23 protein-coding genes and 1 pseudogene are annotated in these 15987 nt (G+C 68.7%); 17 read left to right on the top strand and 7 right to left on the bottom strand.

All coding sequences use genetic code 11. The annotated features are described in order from the left end of the window. The first annotated feature begins 65 nt into the window (after window positions 1–65). The gene (locus ABZ532_RS24100; RefSeq protein WP_361287353.1) at window positions 66–428 is read left to right on the top strand and encodes an MmcQ/YjbR family DNA-binding protein; all 363 of its coding nucleotides are present in this window, start codon (window positions 66–68) and stop codon (window positions 426–428) included. Window positions 429–570: 142 nt separating this feature from the next. On the opposite strand, the gene ABZ532_RS24105 is transcribed toward ABZ532_RS24100, so the two are convergent. Then, window positions 571–1167 (bottom strand): hypothetical protein, encoded by a 597-nt coding sequence (locus ABZ532_RS24105; RefSeq protein ID WP_361287356.1) that lies wholly within the window; start codon window positions 1165–1167, stop codon window positions 571–573. Between the two features lie 254 nt (window positions 1168–1421). Here ABZ532_RS24105 and ABZ532_RS24110 point away from each other — a divergent pair, with 254 nt between their 5' ends. The 13 genes from ABZ532_RS24110 to ABZ532_RS24170 all read left to right on the top strand — a co-directional run bounded on the left by ABZ532_RS24110 (window position 1422) and on the right by ABZ532_RS24170 (window position 8492). After that, window positions 1422–1721, top strand: coding sequence for a gas vesicle protein (locus tag ABZ532_RS24110; RefSeq protein ID WP_361287359.1), 300 nt, complete (start codon window positions 1422–1424; stop codon window positions 1719–1721). A 36-nt stretch (window positions 1722–1757) separates the two neighbouring features. After that, a complete protein-coding gene (locus tag ABZ532_RS24115) occupies window positions 1758–2198 on the top strand; it encodes a gas vesicle structural protein GvpA (protein ID WP_361287362.1) in 441 nt (146 codons plus the stop codon). A gap of 3 nt (window positions 2199–2201) precedes the next feature. Further along, the gene (locus ABZ532_RS24120) at window positions 2202–2915 is read left to right on the top strand and encodes a GvpL/GvpF family gas vesicle protein (RefSeq protein ID WP_361287365.1); all 714 of its coding nucleotides are present in this window, start codon (window positions 2202–2204) and stop codon (window positions 2913–2915) included. Window positions 2916–2959: 44 nt separating this feature from the next. Next, a complete protein-coding gene (locus ABZ532_RS24125) occupies window positions 2960–3217 on the top strand; it encodes a gas vesicle protein GvpG (protein ID WP_361287367.1) in 258 nt (85 codons plus the stop codon). After that, window positions 3214–3708 carry a hypothetical protein gene (locus tag ABZ532_RS24130; protein ID WP_361287370.1) on the top strand — a complete coding sequence of 165 codons (495 nt, stop codon included), beginning with the start codon at window positions 3214–3216 and terminating at the stop codon, window positions 3706–3708. The genes ABZ532_RS24125 and ABZ532_RS24130 overlap by 4 nt, the downstream gene beginning before the upstream one ends. Continuing rightward, entirely contained in the window at window positions 3701–4813 is a 1113-nt protein-coding gene (locus ABZ532_RS24135; protein ID WP_361287373.1) for an SRPBCC family protein, read from the top strand. Before ABZ532_RS24130 ends, ABZ532_RS24135 begins: the two co-directional genes overlap by 8 nt. A gap of 33 nt (window positions 4814–4846) precedes the next feature. Beyond that, window positions 4847–5257: a gas vesicle protein gene (locus tag ABZ532_RS24140; RefSeq protein WP_361287376.1), complete on the top strand. Its 411-nt coding sequence runs from the start codon at window positions 4847–4849 to the stop codon at window positions 5255–5257. Then, on the top strand, window positions 5254–6075 hold the full coding sequence (locus tag ABZ532_RS24145) for a GvpL/GvpF family gas vesicle protein (RefSeq protein ID WP_361287379.1): 822 nt from the start codon (window positions 5254–5256) through the stop codon (window positions 6073–6075). Before ABZ532_RS24140 ends, ABZ532_RS24145 begins: the two co-directional genes overlap by 4 nt. Next, window positions 6072–6311 carry a gas vesicle protein gene (locus tag ABZ532_RS24150; protein ID WP_361287382.1) on the top strand — a complete coding sequence of 80 codons (240 nt, stop codon included), beginning with the start codon at window positions 6072–6074 and terminating at the stop codon, window positions 6309–6311. Before ABZ532_RS24145 ends, ABZ532_RS24150 begins: the two co-directional genes overlap by 4 nt. Before the next feature lie 62 nt (window positions 6312–6373). Further along, window positions 6374–6682 (top strand): gas vesicle protein K, encoded by a 309-nt coding sequence (locus ABZ532_RS24155; RefSeq protein WP_361287431.1) that lies wholly within the window; start codon window positions 6374–6376, stop codon window positions 6680–6682. Window positions 6683–6744: 62 nt separating this feature from the next. After that, window positions 6745–7191 carry a hypothetical protein gene (locus ABZ532_RS24160; protein ID WP_361287385.1) on the top strand — a complete coding sequence of 149 codons (447 nt, stop codon included), beginning with the start codon at window positions 6745–6747 and terminating at the stop codon, window positions 7189–7191. Window positions 7192–7416: 225 nt separating this feature from the next. Further along, on the top strand, window positions 7417–8040 hold the full coding sequence (locus ABZ532_RS24165) for a DUF6230 family protein (protein ID WP_361287388.1): 624 nt from the start codon (window positions 7417–7419) through the stop codon (window positions 8038–8040). Then, window positions 8031–8492, top strand: a complete 462-nt coding sequence (locus tag ABZ532_RS24170) for a DUF6114 domain-containing protein (RefSeq protein WP_361287390.1) — start codon at window positions 8031–8033, stop codon at window positions 8490–8492. Before ABZ532_RS24165 ends, ABZ532_RS24170 begins: the two co-directional genes overlap by 10 nt. Window positions 8493–8528: 36 nt before the next feature. Here the strand turns inward: ABZ532_RS24170 and ABZ532_RS24175 are convergent, their stop codons facing one another. From ABZ532_RS24175 to ABZ532_RS24185, 3 genes are read right to left on the bottom strand one after another with little or no spacing between them, the layout of a single operon-like run. Further along, complete coding sequence (locus tag ABZ532_RS24175; protein ID WP_361287393.1) at window positions 8529–8750, bottom strand: CDGSH iron-sulfur domain-containing protein; 222 nt, start codon at window positions 8748–8750, stop codon at window positions 8529–8531. Next, entirely contained in the window at window positions 8731–9384 is a 654-nt protein-coding gene (locus ABZ532_RS24180; protein WP_361287396.1) for a HemK2/MTQ2 family protein methyltransferase, read from the bottom strand. Before ABZ532_RS24180 ends, ABZ532_RS24175 begins: the two co-directional genes overlap by 20 nt. Further along, entirely contained in the window at window positions 9381–10388 is a 1008-nt protein-coding gene (locus ABZ532_RS24185; RefSeq protein ID WP_361287399.1) for an iron-containing redox enzyme family protein, read from the bottom strand. Before ABZ532_RS24185 ends, ABZ532_RS24180 begins: the two co-directional genes overlap by 4 nt. Before the next feature lie 239 nt (window positions 10389–10627). Between ABZ532_RS24185 and ABZ532_RS24190 the strand changes: the two genes are divergently transcribed. Continuing rightward, window positions 10628–12832: a SpoIIE family protein phosphatase gene (locus ABZ532_RS24190; protein WP_361287402.1), complete on the top strand. Its 2205-nt coding sequence runs from the start codon at window positions 10628–10630 to the stop codon at window positions 12830–12832. Here the strand turns inward: ABZ532_RS24190 and ABZ532_RS24195 are convergent. Then, window positions 12792–13274 carry a flavin reductase family protein gene (locus tag ABZ532_RS24195; protein ID WP_361287405.1) on the bottom strand — a complete coding sequence of 161 codons (483 nt, stop codon included), beginning with the start codon at window positions 13272–13274 and terminating at the stop codon, window positions 12792–12794. The two genes, ABZ532_RS24190 and ABZ532_RS24195, sit on opposite strands and share 41 nt — an antisense overlap. Before the next feature lie 89 nt (window positions 13275–13363). Between ABZ532_RS24195 and ABZ532_RS24200 the strand changes: the two genes are divergently transcribed. Next, the gene (locus ABZ532_RS24200; RefSeq protein ID WP_361287408.1) at window positions 13364–13492 is read left to right on the top strand and encodes a hypothetical protein; all 129 of its coding nucleotides are present in this window, start codon (window positions 13364–13366) and stop codon (window positions 13490–13492) included. A 4-nt stretch (window positions 13493–13496) separates the two neighbouring features. Here the strand turns inward: ABZ532_RS24200 and ABZ532_RS24205 are convergent, their stop codons facing one another. Next, window positions 13497–15041 (bottom strand): FAD-dependent oxidoreductase, encoded by a 1545-nt coding sequence (locus ABZ532_RS24205; RefSeq protein ID WP_361287411.1) that lies wholly within the window; start codon window positions 15039–15041, stop codon window positions 13497–13499. Between the two features lie 65 nt (window positions 15042–15106). Between ABZ532_RS24205 and ABZ532_RS24210 the strand changes: the two are divergent. Then, a pseudogene (locus ABZ532_RS24210) lies at window positions 15107–15205 on the top strand (uracil-DNA glycosylase); the annotation flags it as partial. Window positions 15206–15346: 141 nt separating this feature from the next. Here ABZ532_RS24210 and ABZ532_RS24215 read toward each other — a convergent pair. Next, the gene (locus tag ABZ532_RS24215) at window positions 15347–15724 is read right to left on the bottom strand and encodes a hypothetical protein (protein WP_361287414.1); all 378 of its coding nucleotides are present in this window, start codon (window positions 15722–15724) and stop codon (window positions 15347–15349) included. Window positions 15725–15987: the final 263 nt, after the last annotated feature.

Raw genomic sequence — 15987 nt, forward strand, 5'->3', positions numbered from 1 at the left:
AGGCGACGGGCCAACGGATTTCTGGCCGCGGGAGCGTGTCAGTGACGCTGGCTACGGTGGGGCGCATGATCGAAGCCGAAGACATCCGCCGAATCGCCCTGTCGCTTCCCGCGACAACGGAGAAAGAGGCGTGGGACATGCCCACATTCCGCGTGGCCGGGAAGATGTACATCACCATTCCGGATGATCAGACGTCGTTCGCCGTGCGCTGTCCCAGACACGAGCGCACAGAGCTCATCGCCGCCGAGCCGGACAAGTTCTGGGTGCCACCGCACGAGGCGAGCTCGGCCTGGGTGCGGGTGCGGCTCGCCGCACTCGAGGACCTGGACGAGCTGCGCGACATCCTCGTCGACTCCTGGAGGCAGGCGGCGCCGGACCGGCTGGCCGAGGAGCACCCCGGCCTGCGGCCCGGCGCCGCGGGCGCATGAGTCGGTCGCTCAATGGCGACCTCACGTCTCTTGCCGCTCAGCGGGTCCTGAGCGGTTCGGCCACGCCCTGCGTGGGCGCGGGGAACCACGCGATCAGCCATGACGGACCCGCAGACGACGCGCCCGATTGCCGGCAGAGCGCCTAATCCTTGATGTCCACATGCATGTTGAAGGTCCGTCCGGCGATCTTCACGAGCAGGTTGCCCTGAGTGTCCCGGCGCGCGAGAGTGTCGCCCACCGAACCCTTGCCCGCCTTCTGCTTGTCCTGCGGCGGGAAGCTGTGGAAGTTGGTGAACATGCCGTCGCCGGTGGCGTACTCGCCCGCCACCGTCCAGTCCTTGCGCAGCTGGGCGAACTCGGTGCGGGTCATCGCCTTGGAGAAGCCGAGGTTGACCCGCTGCCCGCCCAGGTAGGCGTCGGCACACTGCTGGAGGATGTTCGGCACCAGCGTCTTCGCCAGCTCGTCGGCGCGCTCCACGAGGGAGAGCAGGTCGTCCTCGTCGGCGTCCAGCTTGCTCTTGCGCCCCTGCTTGGCGGTCTCGGCGAGCAGGGCCACCTGATCCGTGTCGATGGTGCGGTAGGCCTCGTCGTAGCCGTACTCCTTGTCGCAGGCGATGCGGACCGTGGTAGCCCATCGCTCGTCGCTCATCCACTCCCGGTCGAAGTGGCTCGCCTTGCAGTAGGCGATGAGGTCGGTCTCGGCTTCCGTCGCGTCCTTGGCGTAGGTCCCCTTGGGCACAGTCGCTCCCCTCGTCTTGTGACCGACGCACCGCCCGGAGCGGACGGCGACGTCCACCGTCCCATCCGGTACGGCGCATGTCAGCCGGTTCTTCGCATTCCGTACCTCTGAGGCAGATGAGGCACAAGACACGCTCAGTCAGGAACTGGTGAGTGGCGGAGCATACGTTCGGATCCCCCGGGCAAGCGCAATACATCCGAGTCATATGTTTGAAGGCTCGTCAGAATGGTCACCCGGGCCGTGAGGTGGATCTCATGAACACCCAAGAGGAAAAGGGCAATAAGGCCCCCGAGAAGCGAATGGATGTCTCCAGTGCCTTGCGCTGCGCCTCCGGCCAGCTCGCGGAACTGCTCCGGTGTGAGCCGGGTACGGTTTCCGCGATGAAGGCCACGGACGACGGCTGGTGTGCCGATGTCGAAGTGGTCGAACTCGAAAGAGTTCCCGACACCATGAGCGTGATGGCTTCCTATCGCGTTTCCCTCGATGCCGACGGCAATCTCATCGGCTACGAACGCCTGCGGCGGTATGCGAGAGGCCAGATCGACCGACGCTGAGCATCCGAAAAGAGTTGCGCCGAAAGGAGTTTCATCATGACGATCGTCCAGCAGAGCCCCACACCCAGCAGTTCCGGCGGCGGCTCCGGGAATCTCTATGATGTCCTGGAGCTCATACTCGACCGCGGACTGGTCATCGATGCGTTCGTCCGCGTCTCGCTGGTCGGCATCGAAATCCTGAAGATAGACGTGCGGGTCGTCGTCGCCAGTGTCGACACGTATCTGCGCTTCGCCGAAGCCTGCAATCGGCTGGACCTGGAGTCGGGCCGCAAGGCACCCAGTCAGCTCACCGACCTGGTCGGCGACATGACGGAGAGCGGAGCGAAGGGTAAGTCGAAAGGCGCGCTGAGCGGCGCCGTCGAGGCGTTCACCGATTCGCTGCAGGGCAGGAGCGAGGAATCCGAGGAGCAGCCGCGAAAGCGCCCCGCCCGTAAGTCCGCGTCGAGTCGCCAGTCGGCGCAGAGCAAGGGCGAGTGAGCCATGGCCACCTACGTGTACGCCATCACGCACGCCCACCATCCCCTGCGCCTGGAAGATGTCGAGGGCATCGGGAAGCCGCCGCTGCCGCTGCGCACCGTCACCACGAAGCACCTGGCCGCGGTGGTCAGTGAAGCGCCGCCCGGGCTGCGGGCCAAGCGCCGTGATGTCCTGGCACACCAGGCCGTGATCGAGCGGTTGATGCGCGACGGTGCGACGCTGCCGATGCGCTTCGGACTGGTCGGACCCGATGACGAGCAGGTGGCGGCCGTTCTCGAGCAACAGCGCGAGACCTACGGCGAACGCCTCTCAGAGCTCTCCGGACACGTGGAGTTCAATCTCAAGGCCACCCGCGACGAGGATGACCTGCTGCGGGAGATCATGAGGGACTCGGAGGAGATCCGGCGGCTCAACGAGCGCGGTCGGACCGATTCCGCGCGGCACGACGAGCGGGTCGCGCTCGGCGAGATGGTTGCCCAGGAAGTGGCGGCACGCCAGGAGCGGGAGGCCGCTGAGCTGGTGGGCAGGCTCGGCCCGTCGGCGGCCCGCACCGCGCTCGGGGAACCCACCGGGAGCCACTTCCTCAACGCGTCGTTCCTCATCGACGGCGAGACAGCGGCTGCCTTCTCACGCGCTGTGCAGGAGGAGGCAGGGCGGCTCGGGGACGCCTACACCCTCACGCTGACCGGTCCGCTGCCGCCGTACAGCTTCGTCTGACCATTCGCCGACCCTCTTCCGCAGACCGACCGAAGGCATCCGAGATGGGCCTCATCACCGGCATCCTGACGCTGCCGCTCGCTCCTGTCCGGGGCACGGCATGGGTTCTCGACCAGGTGGTCCTGGCCGCCGAGCGCGAGTACCACGACCCGGCGCCGGTGCGGAGCGCACTCGCCGCACTGGAGCAGGACCTGATCGCCGGACGGATCACAGACGAAGAGTTCGACCGGCGGGAGGACGAGCTTCTCGACCGGCTCGACGCGATATCCGAGCACCGGAGTGTGAGGTGGACGAGCACATGACGACCAACATCAAGATAGGCGTGGCACTGGTCGGTGGCTACTTCCTGGGCAGGACACGCAAGGCCAAGATGGCGATCGGCCTGGGCATGTTCCTCGCCGGAAGGAAACTGAACCTCGACCCCAGGCACATCGGCAAGCAACTTGCCAACTCGTCGGTCCTGGGACCTCTCAACGACCAGGTCCGCCGCGAGCTGTTCGAGGCCACGCGGGCGGCCGCGACCACCGCCCTCACCGAGCGAGCGACGAGCCTCGCGGACTCCCTCCACCAGCGCACGCTGGAACTCGACCAGGGGGATGGGACGGAGGCCGAGGACACGCCCGCGGATGACGAGGAGGCTCTCCCGGTGGCGAAGAAGAAGGCCGCAACCCGTACTCGTTCGGCGTCCGGCGGTACCCAGAAGAAGACCACCGCCGCGCGCAAGCGCAGCAGTGCCCCTCGCCGGTCCACATCCGCGGCGGGCCGCAAGAGCCGGGGTGAGGCCAATGACTGACTCAATGCTGAGCAGGATCAAGGACGACATCGGCCGCAGCCCGGAAGCCGATCGGCTCAAGGAAGAGCTCCGGGACTATCTGACCGCCCGAGCCCAGCACGCGGTGACGAATCTGGGTCATCGCCTCGGTGAGGGTGTGTCCCAGCTGGCCCAACCGGGGCACGGCTCGGGAATGCTGGCCAAGAGCGTGGCCAAGGGCGGCAAAGCGCTCCGCGACGGCAGGACACCCGGTCAGGCCATGGTGACCGCGGGAGCGTCGCATCTGAAGGACACCCTCAAGGAGAAGGTCAGGAGTCTGTTCGGCAAGGGGCGCAAGAGCGGCGGTGGCAAGTCGAAGAGCGTCACCATCGTCGAGGACATCGACGTGGGTGTCCCGGCGCGGGAAGCGTATGACCAGTGGACCCAGTTCCAGGAGTTCAGCACTTTCGCCAAGGGCGTCGTGAGTGTCGAGAAGGCGGACGACACGACCAGCAACTGGAAGGTGAAGGTCGCCAAGTCCACACGCAGCTGGAAGGCGAACGTCACCGAGCAGGTACCCGACGAACGCATCGCCTGGACCACGGAGGGAGCCAAGGGCACGGTCAAAGGCGTGGTGACCTTCCACGGCATCACGGACGACCTGACGCGGGTCCTCCTGGTCCTCGAGTACTTCCCCAAGGGCCTCTTCGAGAAGACGGGCAACATCTGGCGCGCCCAGGGCCGTCGTGCGCGCCTGGATCTCAAGCTCTACCGCAAGTTCATCATGATGCGGGGCGAGGCCACCGACGGCTGGCGCGGCGAGATCCGGGACGGCGAGGTCGTCGTCGAGCATGAGGACGCCGTTGAGCGGGAAGCCGAGAACGAGTACGCCGCCGAGGACGAGGACGATGCTGAGCGCGACTCCGAGGACCCTGGAGAGGAAGAGCGCGACGAAGCCCACGACGAGGAAGTCCCGGACGAGGAGCTGCCCGAGGAGGAGCTGGCGGACGACGATCTCGACTACGAGGACGCCGAGGACGCCGACGAAGCGGACGAGTTCCTGGATGACGACGACGCGGTCGACGACGAAGACGCGGCAGAGGAGGAACCACCCGCCCGCCGCCGTACTGCCTCGGCCCGCCACTGACGGCGGGCACAGACCGCACACAGAGGTGAGAACATGACCCAACCACTCGCCGGCCGCGCGAGCGTTCCGCTTCACGGCCAGCAAGGCTCATCAGCCAACCTCGCCGACATCCTGGAACGGGTACTGGACAAGGGCGTCGTCATCGCGGGCGACATCCAGATCAACCTGCTGGACATCGAGCTGCTCACCATCAAGCTCCGGCTGCTCGTCGCCTCCGTGGACAAGGCGAGGGAGATGGGGATCGACTGGTGGGAACGCGATCCCTCGTTGTCCTCCCGCGCCCCCGCGCCGTCGGCCACACCGGTCGCAGCGGAGGCGCTCGCCGAGGAGAACGCGCTGCTGCGGGCTCAGCTCGCCGAACTGCGCAAGGCGACCGGGCGGGTGACCGCACACGACGAGAGGCTCCAGCAACCGACCACCTCCGAAAGGCAGGTCGAGCGGTGACTGCCGAGCGGACCGACTCCCCGAATGGACAGGATCTGTCGTATGTGTACGCGGTCGTCCCGAAGGACATTGCGCTGACGCACGTCGTCGACGGCCTCAGGGGAGTCGACGACCGGGCGGTTCGCCTGGTGAGCGAGGGGGCGGTCGCCGCCCTGGTGTCGTCGGTGCCGGCGGACACGTTCGGTGAGCAGGGGCTCAAGGCGCAGATGGAAGACCTCTCCCGTCTCGAGAGCATTGCCCGTGCTCATCATGCCGTGGTGGGGGCCGCTTTCGCCGCGGGGACGGTGCTTCCCATGCGGCTGGCGACCGTGTACCTGGACGACGCCCGTGTCTGTGCTCTGCTGAGGGAGCGACTTCCTGAGTTCGAAGCTCTACTGGACCGGCTCGACCAGCACGTCGAGCTCGGGGTGAAGGTGTATGCCGAGGCCGGCGGTACCGAGTCCGCTGAGCCGCTTCCCCCCACGGGCGCTGCCGGCACGGGACGCGCGTATCTCCAGCAGCGCCGGGCACAACGGCGCAGCAGCCAGGACGTCTACCGGCGGGCTGCCGCTGTGGCGGAGGAGGTCGTCCACGGGGCGGCAGGCCTTGCCGCCGCCCGGGTCGTCCACCGTCCGCAACAGGGCGAGCTCGCGGCGGCCGCCGGGACGAACATCGCCAACGAGGCATACCTGGTCCCCGCTGCCAGTATCGACCGGTTTCGCGCAGTACTCGATGCACTGGTCCGTGACAGCACGGATGTACGGATCGACATCACCGGACCTTGGGCCCCGTATTCCTTCGCGACCCTCACGGCTGAGGAGGGGACCGCACGCGGATGACCATGCCAGCAGACCCCTGGGGGCCGGTGCCCACCGACGCGCGGACATCGCCAGGGTACGACGGCGCCCGCGCGGCCCCGCCCGTGGCACTCATCGACCTGCTGGATCGCCTGCTCAACGGGGGAGCAGTGGTCACCGGGGACCTTGTGCTGTCCATCGCCGACGTCGATCTCGTGCACATCAGTCTCCGAGCCGTCATCCGTTCCCTCACGGTCGACGAACCGGCCCCCTGGTGATGTACGGAGGTCGCACACGACATGTTGCTCAACTCCCGGGAGAGGAGGTTCCCGTGCCGGACATGACAACACCCCGCAGTTCCAGCAACGCCATCGCGCAACGGTGGGAAACGGACCCCGAATCGGTGGAACGGGATCTGATGAAGCTTGTCCTCACCATCGTGGAGCTGTTGCGGCAGTTGATGGAGCGGACGGCCCTCCACCGCGTCGACCAGGGCGACCTCAGCGAGGATCAGGAAGAACGCGTCGGTATGACGCTGATGATCCTCCAGGAGCGCATGACCGAGCTGTGTGAGCGTTACGACCTCACACTGGACGATTTGAATCTGGATCTCGGACCTCTCGGCTCGCTGCTGCCCAGGCAGGAGTGAAGCCACGACGACATCACAACAGCGAGCGTTTCAGACCATGTTGTGAGGCAAGGAGCAACGTTATGACCGCTGAAAACAATGACACCAAGCAGACTGGCGGCCGCAGCGCGAAGAAGGCCGCGAGCGCCAAGACGGCTGCCGCGACCAAGCGTGCCGGAGGGCACGCCGCGTCCAAGGCCAAGACGGAAGCGGAAGGTGCGGCGTCGGCGGCCCTCGACGCGAAGAAGTCCGCATCGGCGGGTGCCCGGTCGGCCGGTGCGGCCACCAGGCGTGCGGGCCGTGCCGCGGCCGCCGGACTGTCCAACGGACAGGAGGCCGTGACCGCCACGGCCACCAAGGCGGCGACGGCGGCCACCACCGCATGGACGGTGGTCAAGCACCGGAAGGCGATAGTCGCCGGGGCCGCCGCGGCCGTCGCGGGAGTCGCTGGAACCGCCTTCGCCGTGGGACGCTCCACAGCCAAGCCCACCACCGGCCCGCTCACCCGTCTGGCTCGCGGCAGGGTCTGACCACGGTTTCATCGCACCCCTTCGCCCTGGCGGGCCTGCCCGCCAGGGCGAAGGGGTGCGATGTCGAGCGCACGCTCACCGACAGCCGTCCTCCCTCACCCGTCTGCCCTTTCAACGTGCCGTCGCGCGGAAGATCCGTAAGCCTGGGATCCACCACCGGACAGGGACGTGTCCCTTCTCCCCGTACGGCGTAGGCCGCGCCGCTCCACGGCCCGAGGAGGCGCCATGTCGCACGGTTTCGGCAGGACCCGCTGGAAGCGCTTCGCCCTGGTGCTCGCCACCTCGGTGGCCGCAGCCGGGGCCGTGGGCGTGGGTATGGCCCAGGGGGCCCTGGCCGCCTCCTTCCTGATCTCCGGCAGGACTTTCCAGGTCAGCGCGGACACGCTGGAGGTCAGGGGCCTGAGCATCTACGGCATGGTCGACGTGACCCGGGAGGGCACCGCCGTACCGGTGACGGTCACCGGATTCCGGCACGCCGAGATCAGCGGCCTGTGCCAGTCGGTGGTGGTGCCCATCCCCGTCCTGGGCCCGTACACCCTGAGGCTGACCGGCGGCGACGAGCAACGGGCCGAAGCACGGAACATGTTCATCGACGCGCAGGAGCTGGACGTCGGCCAGGCGAATTTCAAGGCCATCGACATGGGTGTGGCCGCGGGCGCCGTCACCAAGGGGCCGATCAGTCCGGGTGACAAGCAGTCACGGTACTTCGATCCGGACGGCGTGGCCCAGCAGGCCGATGCGGCGCGACTGACGGACGTGGAGGTGACCGCGGTCGCCGTGAGCGCGGCCACGCTGAACGTCCCCGATCTGAGCATGCAGCTCACGCAAGGAAGCCACGAGTGTTTCTGAACCCCGGACCGAAAGAGGCCGCACCCCGACTCTCCCGCTTCCCGGTGGCGGGACGGGAGCGCTTGCGCACCGCACGGCACCGCTTCAGGGCGTGGCGTGGCAGCCGCCCCTTCTGGGCGGGCCTGTTCACCCTGACGGCGGGCGGGCCCATCCTGTACTTCCCGTATGTGCGGCTGAGTCTTTCCGGTATCCCGCTGGCCCTGTCCACGACAGCAGGCGCCGGCGCCCTGATCACGGGCGTCCTCCTCATCGCGCTGGGCATCAGCCTCTGGGTGCGACCGCAGACCCGGGTGTTCGCCGGAATCGCCGCCTTGCTTCTGTCGCTGGTGTCCTTCCCCCTCGCCAACTTCGGCGGACTCTTCCTGGGCTTGTTCGCGGGCCTGATCGGCGGCTCGCTCGCCTGCGCCTGGGCTGAGCCGGCGCGGGCCGGCGCCCCGGATATCGACGTCTGAAGTCTCCGCGAGACGTGAGCGGCGCGGCCAGGGGGTTCAGTCCCGCGTGCGCCGCCGGTGACTGGCGTCGCACCACGGATAGCGGCGACTTCTGCGGCACATGCACAGGGCGACGCAGAAGCGGTCCGAGGAGACCGTGCTGCCGTCCTGAAGGACGACCTCGATCGGGCCTTCGACGAGCAGGGGGCCGTCCACCGGGAGGATGACTCGGCACCGCGGCCGGGAGCGGCCGGGGCCGTCAGCAGGTTCGTTCGGCACGGATCACCACCAACTCCTCCGCCTGGTTGCCGGGACCGAGGAGTCCGCGACTGCACAGCCAGGAACGCCGCGAGCGCAGCACGGGCCCGAAGGCCACCAGGTGACGCTCGGTGACGTCTGCGGTCAGCCCGGCTGCCCGCAAGCGCCCCAGGGTGGGCTCCACGCCGCTGAGAGCGGAATGGACCACGAGCAGTACGCCGCCGGGCCCAAGGAGCACGGGCACTTCGCGGCAGATGCGATCGATGACGGCCCGGCCGTCACGACCGGCGTCCCACGCTCGCGCGCGACCGTGTCGCGGCGGCGTGGGAGCGGGACTGGGTACGTATGGCGGGTTCGCGACGACGAGGTCGAAGCGGCGCCCCGCCACCGGGGCGGCCAGATCGCCGCGGAGCACCCGCACCCGCGTCCGGGACAGCAGTGCGTTGAGACGAGCACTCCAGACGGCGGGGCGGCAGACGTCCACCGCTGTGACCCGGGCACCGCGCATCGCCGCAGCCAGCGCGAGCGCCCCGGTCCCCGTCCCGATGTCCAGGACCTGTGCTTGCGCCGGAAGCGTCTCGCGGCGCAGAGCCCGAGCCAGGATGGCCGTGTCGTCTTGCGGGGCGTACACACCCGGCAGAGCGATGAGCGTCAAACCGGCCTCGCTTCCAAGTCGAGCGACGATCTCCCGCTGCGCCATGCGTCCAGGACATGCGACGCAAGCCGCTCCTCCAGATGCACGGTGGCATCGATGCCGAAGACCACATCGGCCTCGAGCCAGGGCTCGTCCTCCAGAAGACCGCCGATCACCTCGCGTCGGACGACCTGCTCATGGACGGCGTCGGCCTCGACATGTTCGCCGTAGAAGAACTCGGCGGCCGGTCCGGCTCCCGTGCGCCGCATGGCATCCACCATGCGGCGGGACCCGGGGGACGAGGTGATCTCCAGCGTGGCGAAATGGCCGACCAGGCAGCCGCGCAGGGCGCGGTGCAGTCCGAACAGCGACATCAGATTGACGGTGGCCAGGACCTGGGCGGGGACGGCGTCGATATAGCGGCCGTAGGAAGTGTCGAGGCCCAGATCGGTCATGAGGTTCGCGAACAGCTGTGCGTGGACGCACTCGGCTCGTCCACCGCCGTACTCGTCGAACTCCACGGCTGCCATCCCCGCCTTGGCACGGCCGCGGAGCCGCGGCAGCACCCAGGCGTGGGGATCCGCCTCCTTCAGGTGGTAGAGCGACCGCTGCGCCGCGTACTCCCTGAGCTGCCACAGCTCTCCCTCATCCCTGAGGAAGTGGGACACGCCGTGACCTTCCGTCGGCTCCGCCAGCAGTGTGTCGAGGGCCTCCGTCAGCGTCGTGTGACGTGAGGCGTCCCGGCGCAGCGTGGTGAGGAATCGTTCCTCCAGGGGGCGGCGCAGACGGATCAGCTCCGGATCCCATTCCAGGGCGGCATCCACCCCGGCGAATCCCCGATAGTGCAGCTCATAGCACGTGTAGAGGGCCACCTGGAGATCGTGGCCGTACGGCCCCGCCGCCGACACCCGAAGGCCGGGGGGAATGGGTTGCGCCGAGGTGAGATACCGGATGACCGCCGCCGAGAGCGGTCCGCGCGCCCGCGGCAGGTGCGGTCCGTCCCCCCAGGTCGCTGTTTCGGTCATGTCTTGCGTGTACCCCCGACGCCCCGGAAGCACCGTCGCCGGCGAAAGACTCCTCCGGGTACCTGTCGGCTCGACGCACCGTGACCACGACGCGTCCGACCGGATCAGGTGGGACTGGAAGACGTATGGTCCGGTTATGGGTGATATCTGGAAGGGGTGTCGCGAACCGCTGCCCGTGCCGCTGAGCACCGCCCGCCTGGGAAGCCGGCCGGTGCGCAGACGGAAGACCAGGTGACCGTATGCCCTCCGCCTCCGCCTCCGGCTCCTCGGCGACCGGCTCCGGACCCGGCCCTGAGGCGCTCGACGCCGTCCTCGCCGAGGCCGTACGAGGCAGCAACGCCTCGGTCGGGCTCGTGTACGTGCTGGCGCCGGGGGAGCGGGTGCTGCGACTCGCGGTCGTGTCGGGCGTCGTGCCCCGGATCGCCGCTCCCTGGACCCGCGTCCCCGTGGACGCCCCCGTCCCCGTCTCGGACGCGATCCGGGAGCACCGAGTGGTCTTCCTGGCAAGCCAGGAGGAAGTGGCCCGCCGCTACCCGCGGCTAGGAATCGTCCTGCCTTACGACTTCATGTTGGCCGCCGCCCCCTTCGAAGGCGAGAGCGATGCGGTGTGGGGCGGTTTGGTGCTGCTATGGCCCACCTGGCACCCGCCCACTCTCAGTTCGCAGGAGCGCGAGGCGATCACCGCAGGCTGCCATCGTGCCGGGGTGCTCCTGGAGCAGGCGATCGACGGTGGTGAGCCGCTGGACATCGGGGACGAGCCACGTGCGCTGCCCCCGCCACGAGTGCACGAACCCGACCCGGCCGAGGCCAGGGCCGCGCTCGATTTCGCCCAGCGGATCCCCGTCGGATGCTGCGCCCTGGACATGGACGGACGGATCACCTTCATCAACACCGCGGCGGCCGAACTGGTCGGTGCGGGAGCCGCAGCACTGCGCGGAGCCCGGCCCTGGGAGGCGCTGCTGTGGATGAACGATCCCCTCTTCGAAGATCATTACCGCTCGGCCGTGGTCAGCCGGCGGCCGACGTCCTTCACCGCCCTGCGCCCGCCGGACCGCTGGCTGGCCTTCCATCTGTATCCCGACGACCGCGGCATCAGCGTCCAGATCACCCCGCTCACCGGTGATTCCTCCCCGCCGGCGCCCCCACGAACCGCGCAGCCCTCAGCGGAGCCAGGCGGGGCGAGCGCGTTGTACCACCTGATGCACCTGGCGGCGGCTCTCACGGAAACCGCGGGCGTCAACGACGTCGTCGAGACCGTCGCCGACCAGCTCGTGCCCGCCTTCGGGCCACGCGGCCTGGCATTGATGGCGGTGGAGGACGGCCGACTGCGGATCATCGGCTATCGCGGCTACAGCAGCGCGTTCGTCTGCCGTTTCGACGGTATGCCCCTGACCGCCGACACCCCGAACGTGCACACCCTGACCACCGGCATCGCGCACTTCTTCGGTTCGTACGACGAGCTCAAACGCGCCTATCCCGGTGCCGATCGCTACGAGAACCGAGACGCCTGGGCGTTCCTGCCACTGATCGCCTCCGGCCGCCCCGTGGGCTCGCTGGTCCTGTCGTACGACCAAAGCCGTCCCTTCCCACCCGGCGAACGCGCCGTGCTGACCTCTCTGGCCGGACTGATCGCCCAGGCCCTGGACCGTGCCCGTCTCTACGACACCACACACCAGCTCGCCCGCACCCTCCAGACCGGACTCCTGCCGCACACGCTCCCCGACATCCCCGGACTGGACGCCGCCGCCCGCTACCTTCCCGCCGGTCACGGCGTGGAGATCGGCGGCGACTTCTACGACCTCATCCGCAGCGACCCCGGTGGCGCCGTCGCCGCGATCGGGGACGTCCAGGGCCACAACATCCAGGCTGCCGCGCTCATGGGGCAGATCCGGACCGCCGTGCACACCCACGCCACCGGGGGAACGCCCCCCGCTCATGTACTCGCCCGCACCAACCGCCTGCTCATCGACCTCGAGCCAGGGCTTTTCACCAGTTGCCTGATCGCCCGCCTCGACCTCGCCCGCCACCGTGCCCGGCTGACCACCGCGGGCCACCCTCCACCGCTGCTCCTGCACCCCGACGGCCAAGTGGAGGTCGTCGCGCTGTCCCCAGGCCTGCTGCTCGGTATCGACCCGGAGGCCCACTACACCACCACGGAGATCCCCCTGCCGCCCGGCGCGGTGCTCGTCCTCTACACCGACGGGCTCATCGAGGATCCGCGCACCGACATCGACGCAGCTGTCGCTTCCCTGGTCACCTGCGTCACCAAGCACCGGCACCGAAGCACCGACGATCTGGCCGACCTGCTCATCGCCCACGCCACGGAGCACACCCCGCGCACGGACGACATCGCCCTGCTCGTCATCCGCCGCACACCGGAACACCCGTCCCGAGCCGATCCGGTCAGGCCGGATGCCCCGGTGGGAGGCCTTGGACATCACTGAAGGAGAGCAGCGGAGAAGGTGCGGGCACCGGATCCGACACGTCCACGGGCGCCAGCACGAACCCTGTGTGGTCACCGCCGTCGAAGCGGCTCACGATCCGGCCGACGAACCACGTGCGGACATCGGTGAGGACCGGGACGCCGGTTCCGTCACGGTGCCACGCCACATGCTCGAACTTGTCGACGTCGTCGCCCGTGAGCGACCCGAACAGCGCGGCCAGATCCCGGTTGTGCCGATCCAGCACGTGTACGCCCAGGTGGGAAGCGTCGCTCGCGACGCCGTGGGTGTGGTTCGCCTTCGACAGCCAGACGGCGAACTGCGGCGGGTCGATCGAGCACTGGGAGGCGAACCCCACGAGGCAACCGGAATACCTGTCCCCGGCTGCTGCCGTCACCACGTACAGGGGATAGTCCAGGGCATCGGTGAACGCATCGAACTCCACACCCACAACGTACCGAGCGGGGACGGTCTTTCTCGGCGACTTGCTGTGACGCCGGAATCACCCTAAGCCGACGGGGTACACGGGGGCACATGACGTCTCCACTCGGACACCCCGCCCTGGCCGCTGACGCCGCTGCCGCCCCCGGTTGGCTGCATGTGGCGGTGATGGTCCTGGCCGTCCTCGTCCTCCTCTACAACTTGTCACGGCACAGCAGCTAGCTCCTCAGCCACCGTCGTCGCGCCGTGTCAGAGGGTGCACAGCAGGGCCTTGCAGTACGTCACCGTCCACGGCGAAGCGGGAGCCATGGCACGGGCACTCCCACACGCATTCCACCTCGTTGAAGTGCACGATGCACCCCATGTGCGTGCAGCGGGCGGACACGGTGTGGAGGGTTCCGGCGGCATCCCTGTGTACCGCAGACGGTCCGCCGCTCCGGCCACCAAGCACCGCGCCCTGGCCAGGACCGATGTCGTCCGCCGAGCGGGGTTTTCCACAGGGCAGTCGGCCGGCGACCAGACGCCGTGTCGTCTTCGCGCCCAACCGAAGCACGGCCGGTCCCTCGGCCAGCGGGTGGAAGCGGAGGGGGTCGTACAGGCCGGCCCAGGGGGAGCCGGTGTCGGTCAGAAGGCGGGTGAGCAGCCGCGCCGCCATCATGCCTCCGCTCAGCCCCCAACCGCCGAAGCCCGTTGCCACATAGACATGGCGTGCCCACGGATGGAGCCGACCTACATGGGGCACATGGTCGGTCGAGAACGCGTCCTGGGCGGCCCAGCGCCGGGTGGGGGAGAAGCCTGGGAAGCAACGGACCGCCCAGTCCGTCAGGGTCCGGAAGTGCCAAGCCGCACCCCGGTCCCTCGGGTCTCCAGGGGTGAACTTGTCGCCGGTGACGATCAGCATGCGACCGCGGCCGTCACGCGGGGCGGTGCGGATCGACCGGGTGTCGTCCTCTTCGGTGAGGAACATGCCCTCCGGTACGGGTGTCTCCTCGGGCACCGGACCCGCGACCACGACCTCTCGCTTGGGTTCCAGCCTGGCGAAAAGCAGACCACGGTCGAAGATCGGGTAGTGCGTCGCCACCACTACGTCGTCCGCGGCGACCGTATGGCCCGTACTCGTCTTCAAGCGACAGGGAACACCCTCGTGCAGGCGGGTCACCCTGGTGTGCTCGAGTATCTTCCCGCCCCTGCGTGTCAGATCGGCGGCGATGCCGAGGAGGAACTTACGCGGATGGAACTGCACCTGATCGGCCAGACGTACGGCTGCCGCGACGGGGAAGGGCAGCGGGAGATCCTCCACGAACTCGGTTTCCAACCCCGCTGCCCTCGCTGCTTCGCCCTCGCGGCGCAACTCCTCGACGCCCGCCGGATCCGTCACGTACGTGTATGCCGGCGCAGACTCAAGGTCGCAGTCGAGGCCCAGTTCCCCGTTCAGCCGCCGGACGTACCCCACGGCATCCTGCTGGGATTCCGCGTAATGCCGCGCAGCCCCTTCGCCGCGTGACTTCCGTATGCGGCTGAATGCGAGGCCCTGGAGCGCCGTGACCTTGGCCGTGGTGTGGCCGGTCACGCCACGCGCAATACGGTCTGCCTCCAGAAGGGCGACCTTGCGCCCCGCACACGCGAGCTCGCGCGCGGTGCAGATCCCTGCCATTCCCCCGCCCACCACGGCCACGTCCACGCGGATATCACCCCGCAGGGCCGGGTACTCGGGGCCGGGGTCGTACTCGGTCCAAAACGAGGCCGGGGGCTGTCCGGACACCACGGTCATGATCGCCTCCATGTTCCCTGCGGGCGGCCTGGTCCGGTACCGGTCGGAAGCACCGGCTGCCTAGGCACCCGTCTGCGGTCCTCCGTGCCGATGACCGCGACGCCGCCTACCAGGGGCTCGTCGCTGACCTGGGTGTCGCCGCGCAGGTGCTGTCCAGCACCTGAGGAGCCGAGGGCTGTCCCGTGATGCCCAGCGGGCGCACGAGCCCGCCACGCTGATCCACCGGGGGCTACGGGACAGCCGTCGGCCGGGACAGCGCGAAGCCGTTCAGCAGCGGTGGGTGATGATCGCCGACGGGTCTCGCGTCAGCTTCCGGCGTTGCCCGATTTCGGCTCCTGGGGATCGATCCCGGTGAACGCCGAGGAGTCCTTGGAGCCGCTGGGGCGCTGTGAGCGGCCTCGTCGGCCCTTGTCGTGCATTCCCGGTTCCTTGGTCTCACCGGCACGGCCCTCCCCACTGCGGCCCTCGCTCGGAATCTCCGTCCCAGCCAGCGAGGCCTCCTTCTCCGCCTCGGTGGGCTGACCGGATTTCTCCGGCCCGGGGGCGTAGGTGTCCGGATGGAAGGACCGATGTGCACTCGGGTTGTTCTGATCCTTGTCGTCCACGTCCTCGGCCCATCCGTGCTGCTCACGTCCCTTGAACCGACTCGGCCCCTCGCCGTGTGCTGGATGCTTCTTCGGCATGGGACTTCCCTTCGCTGGGTGGGTGGGTTTCTCCATTCGCTGAGGGTATGCCCGTTTATCTGGATTTCACCGGACACGATCTCTTCGCATGGCCTGAGAGGGGGGCGCAGGCGCCCTGACCACCGGATTCCTCAGCACAGACGATTGACCGGCCTGGCGGGGGGGGGGGGGGGGGGGGGGCCCCCGGGGGGGGGGGGGGAGTGCGGGGCGCCGGGCGCCCCCCCCCACACCCCCCCAACCAGAATCAACGAGTGCGCGGGGAA

The sequence above is a fragment of the Streptomyces sp. NPDC019396 genome (assembly GCF_040632375.1).
In the GTDB taxonomy this organism is placed as follows: Bacteria; Actinomycetota; Actinomycetes; order Streptomycetales; family Streptomycetaceae; genus Streptomyces.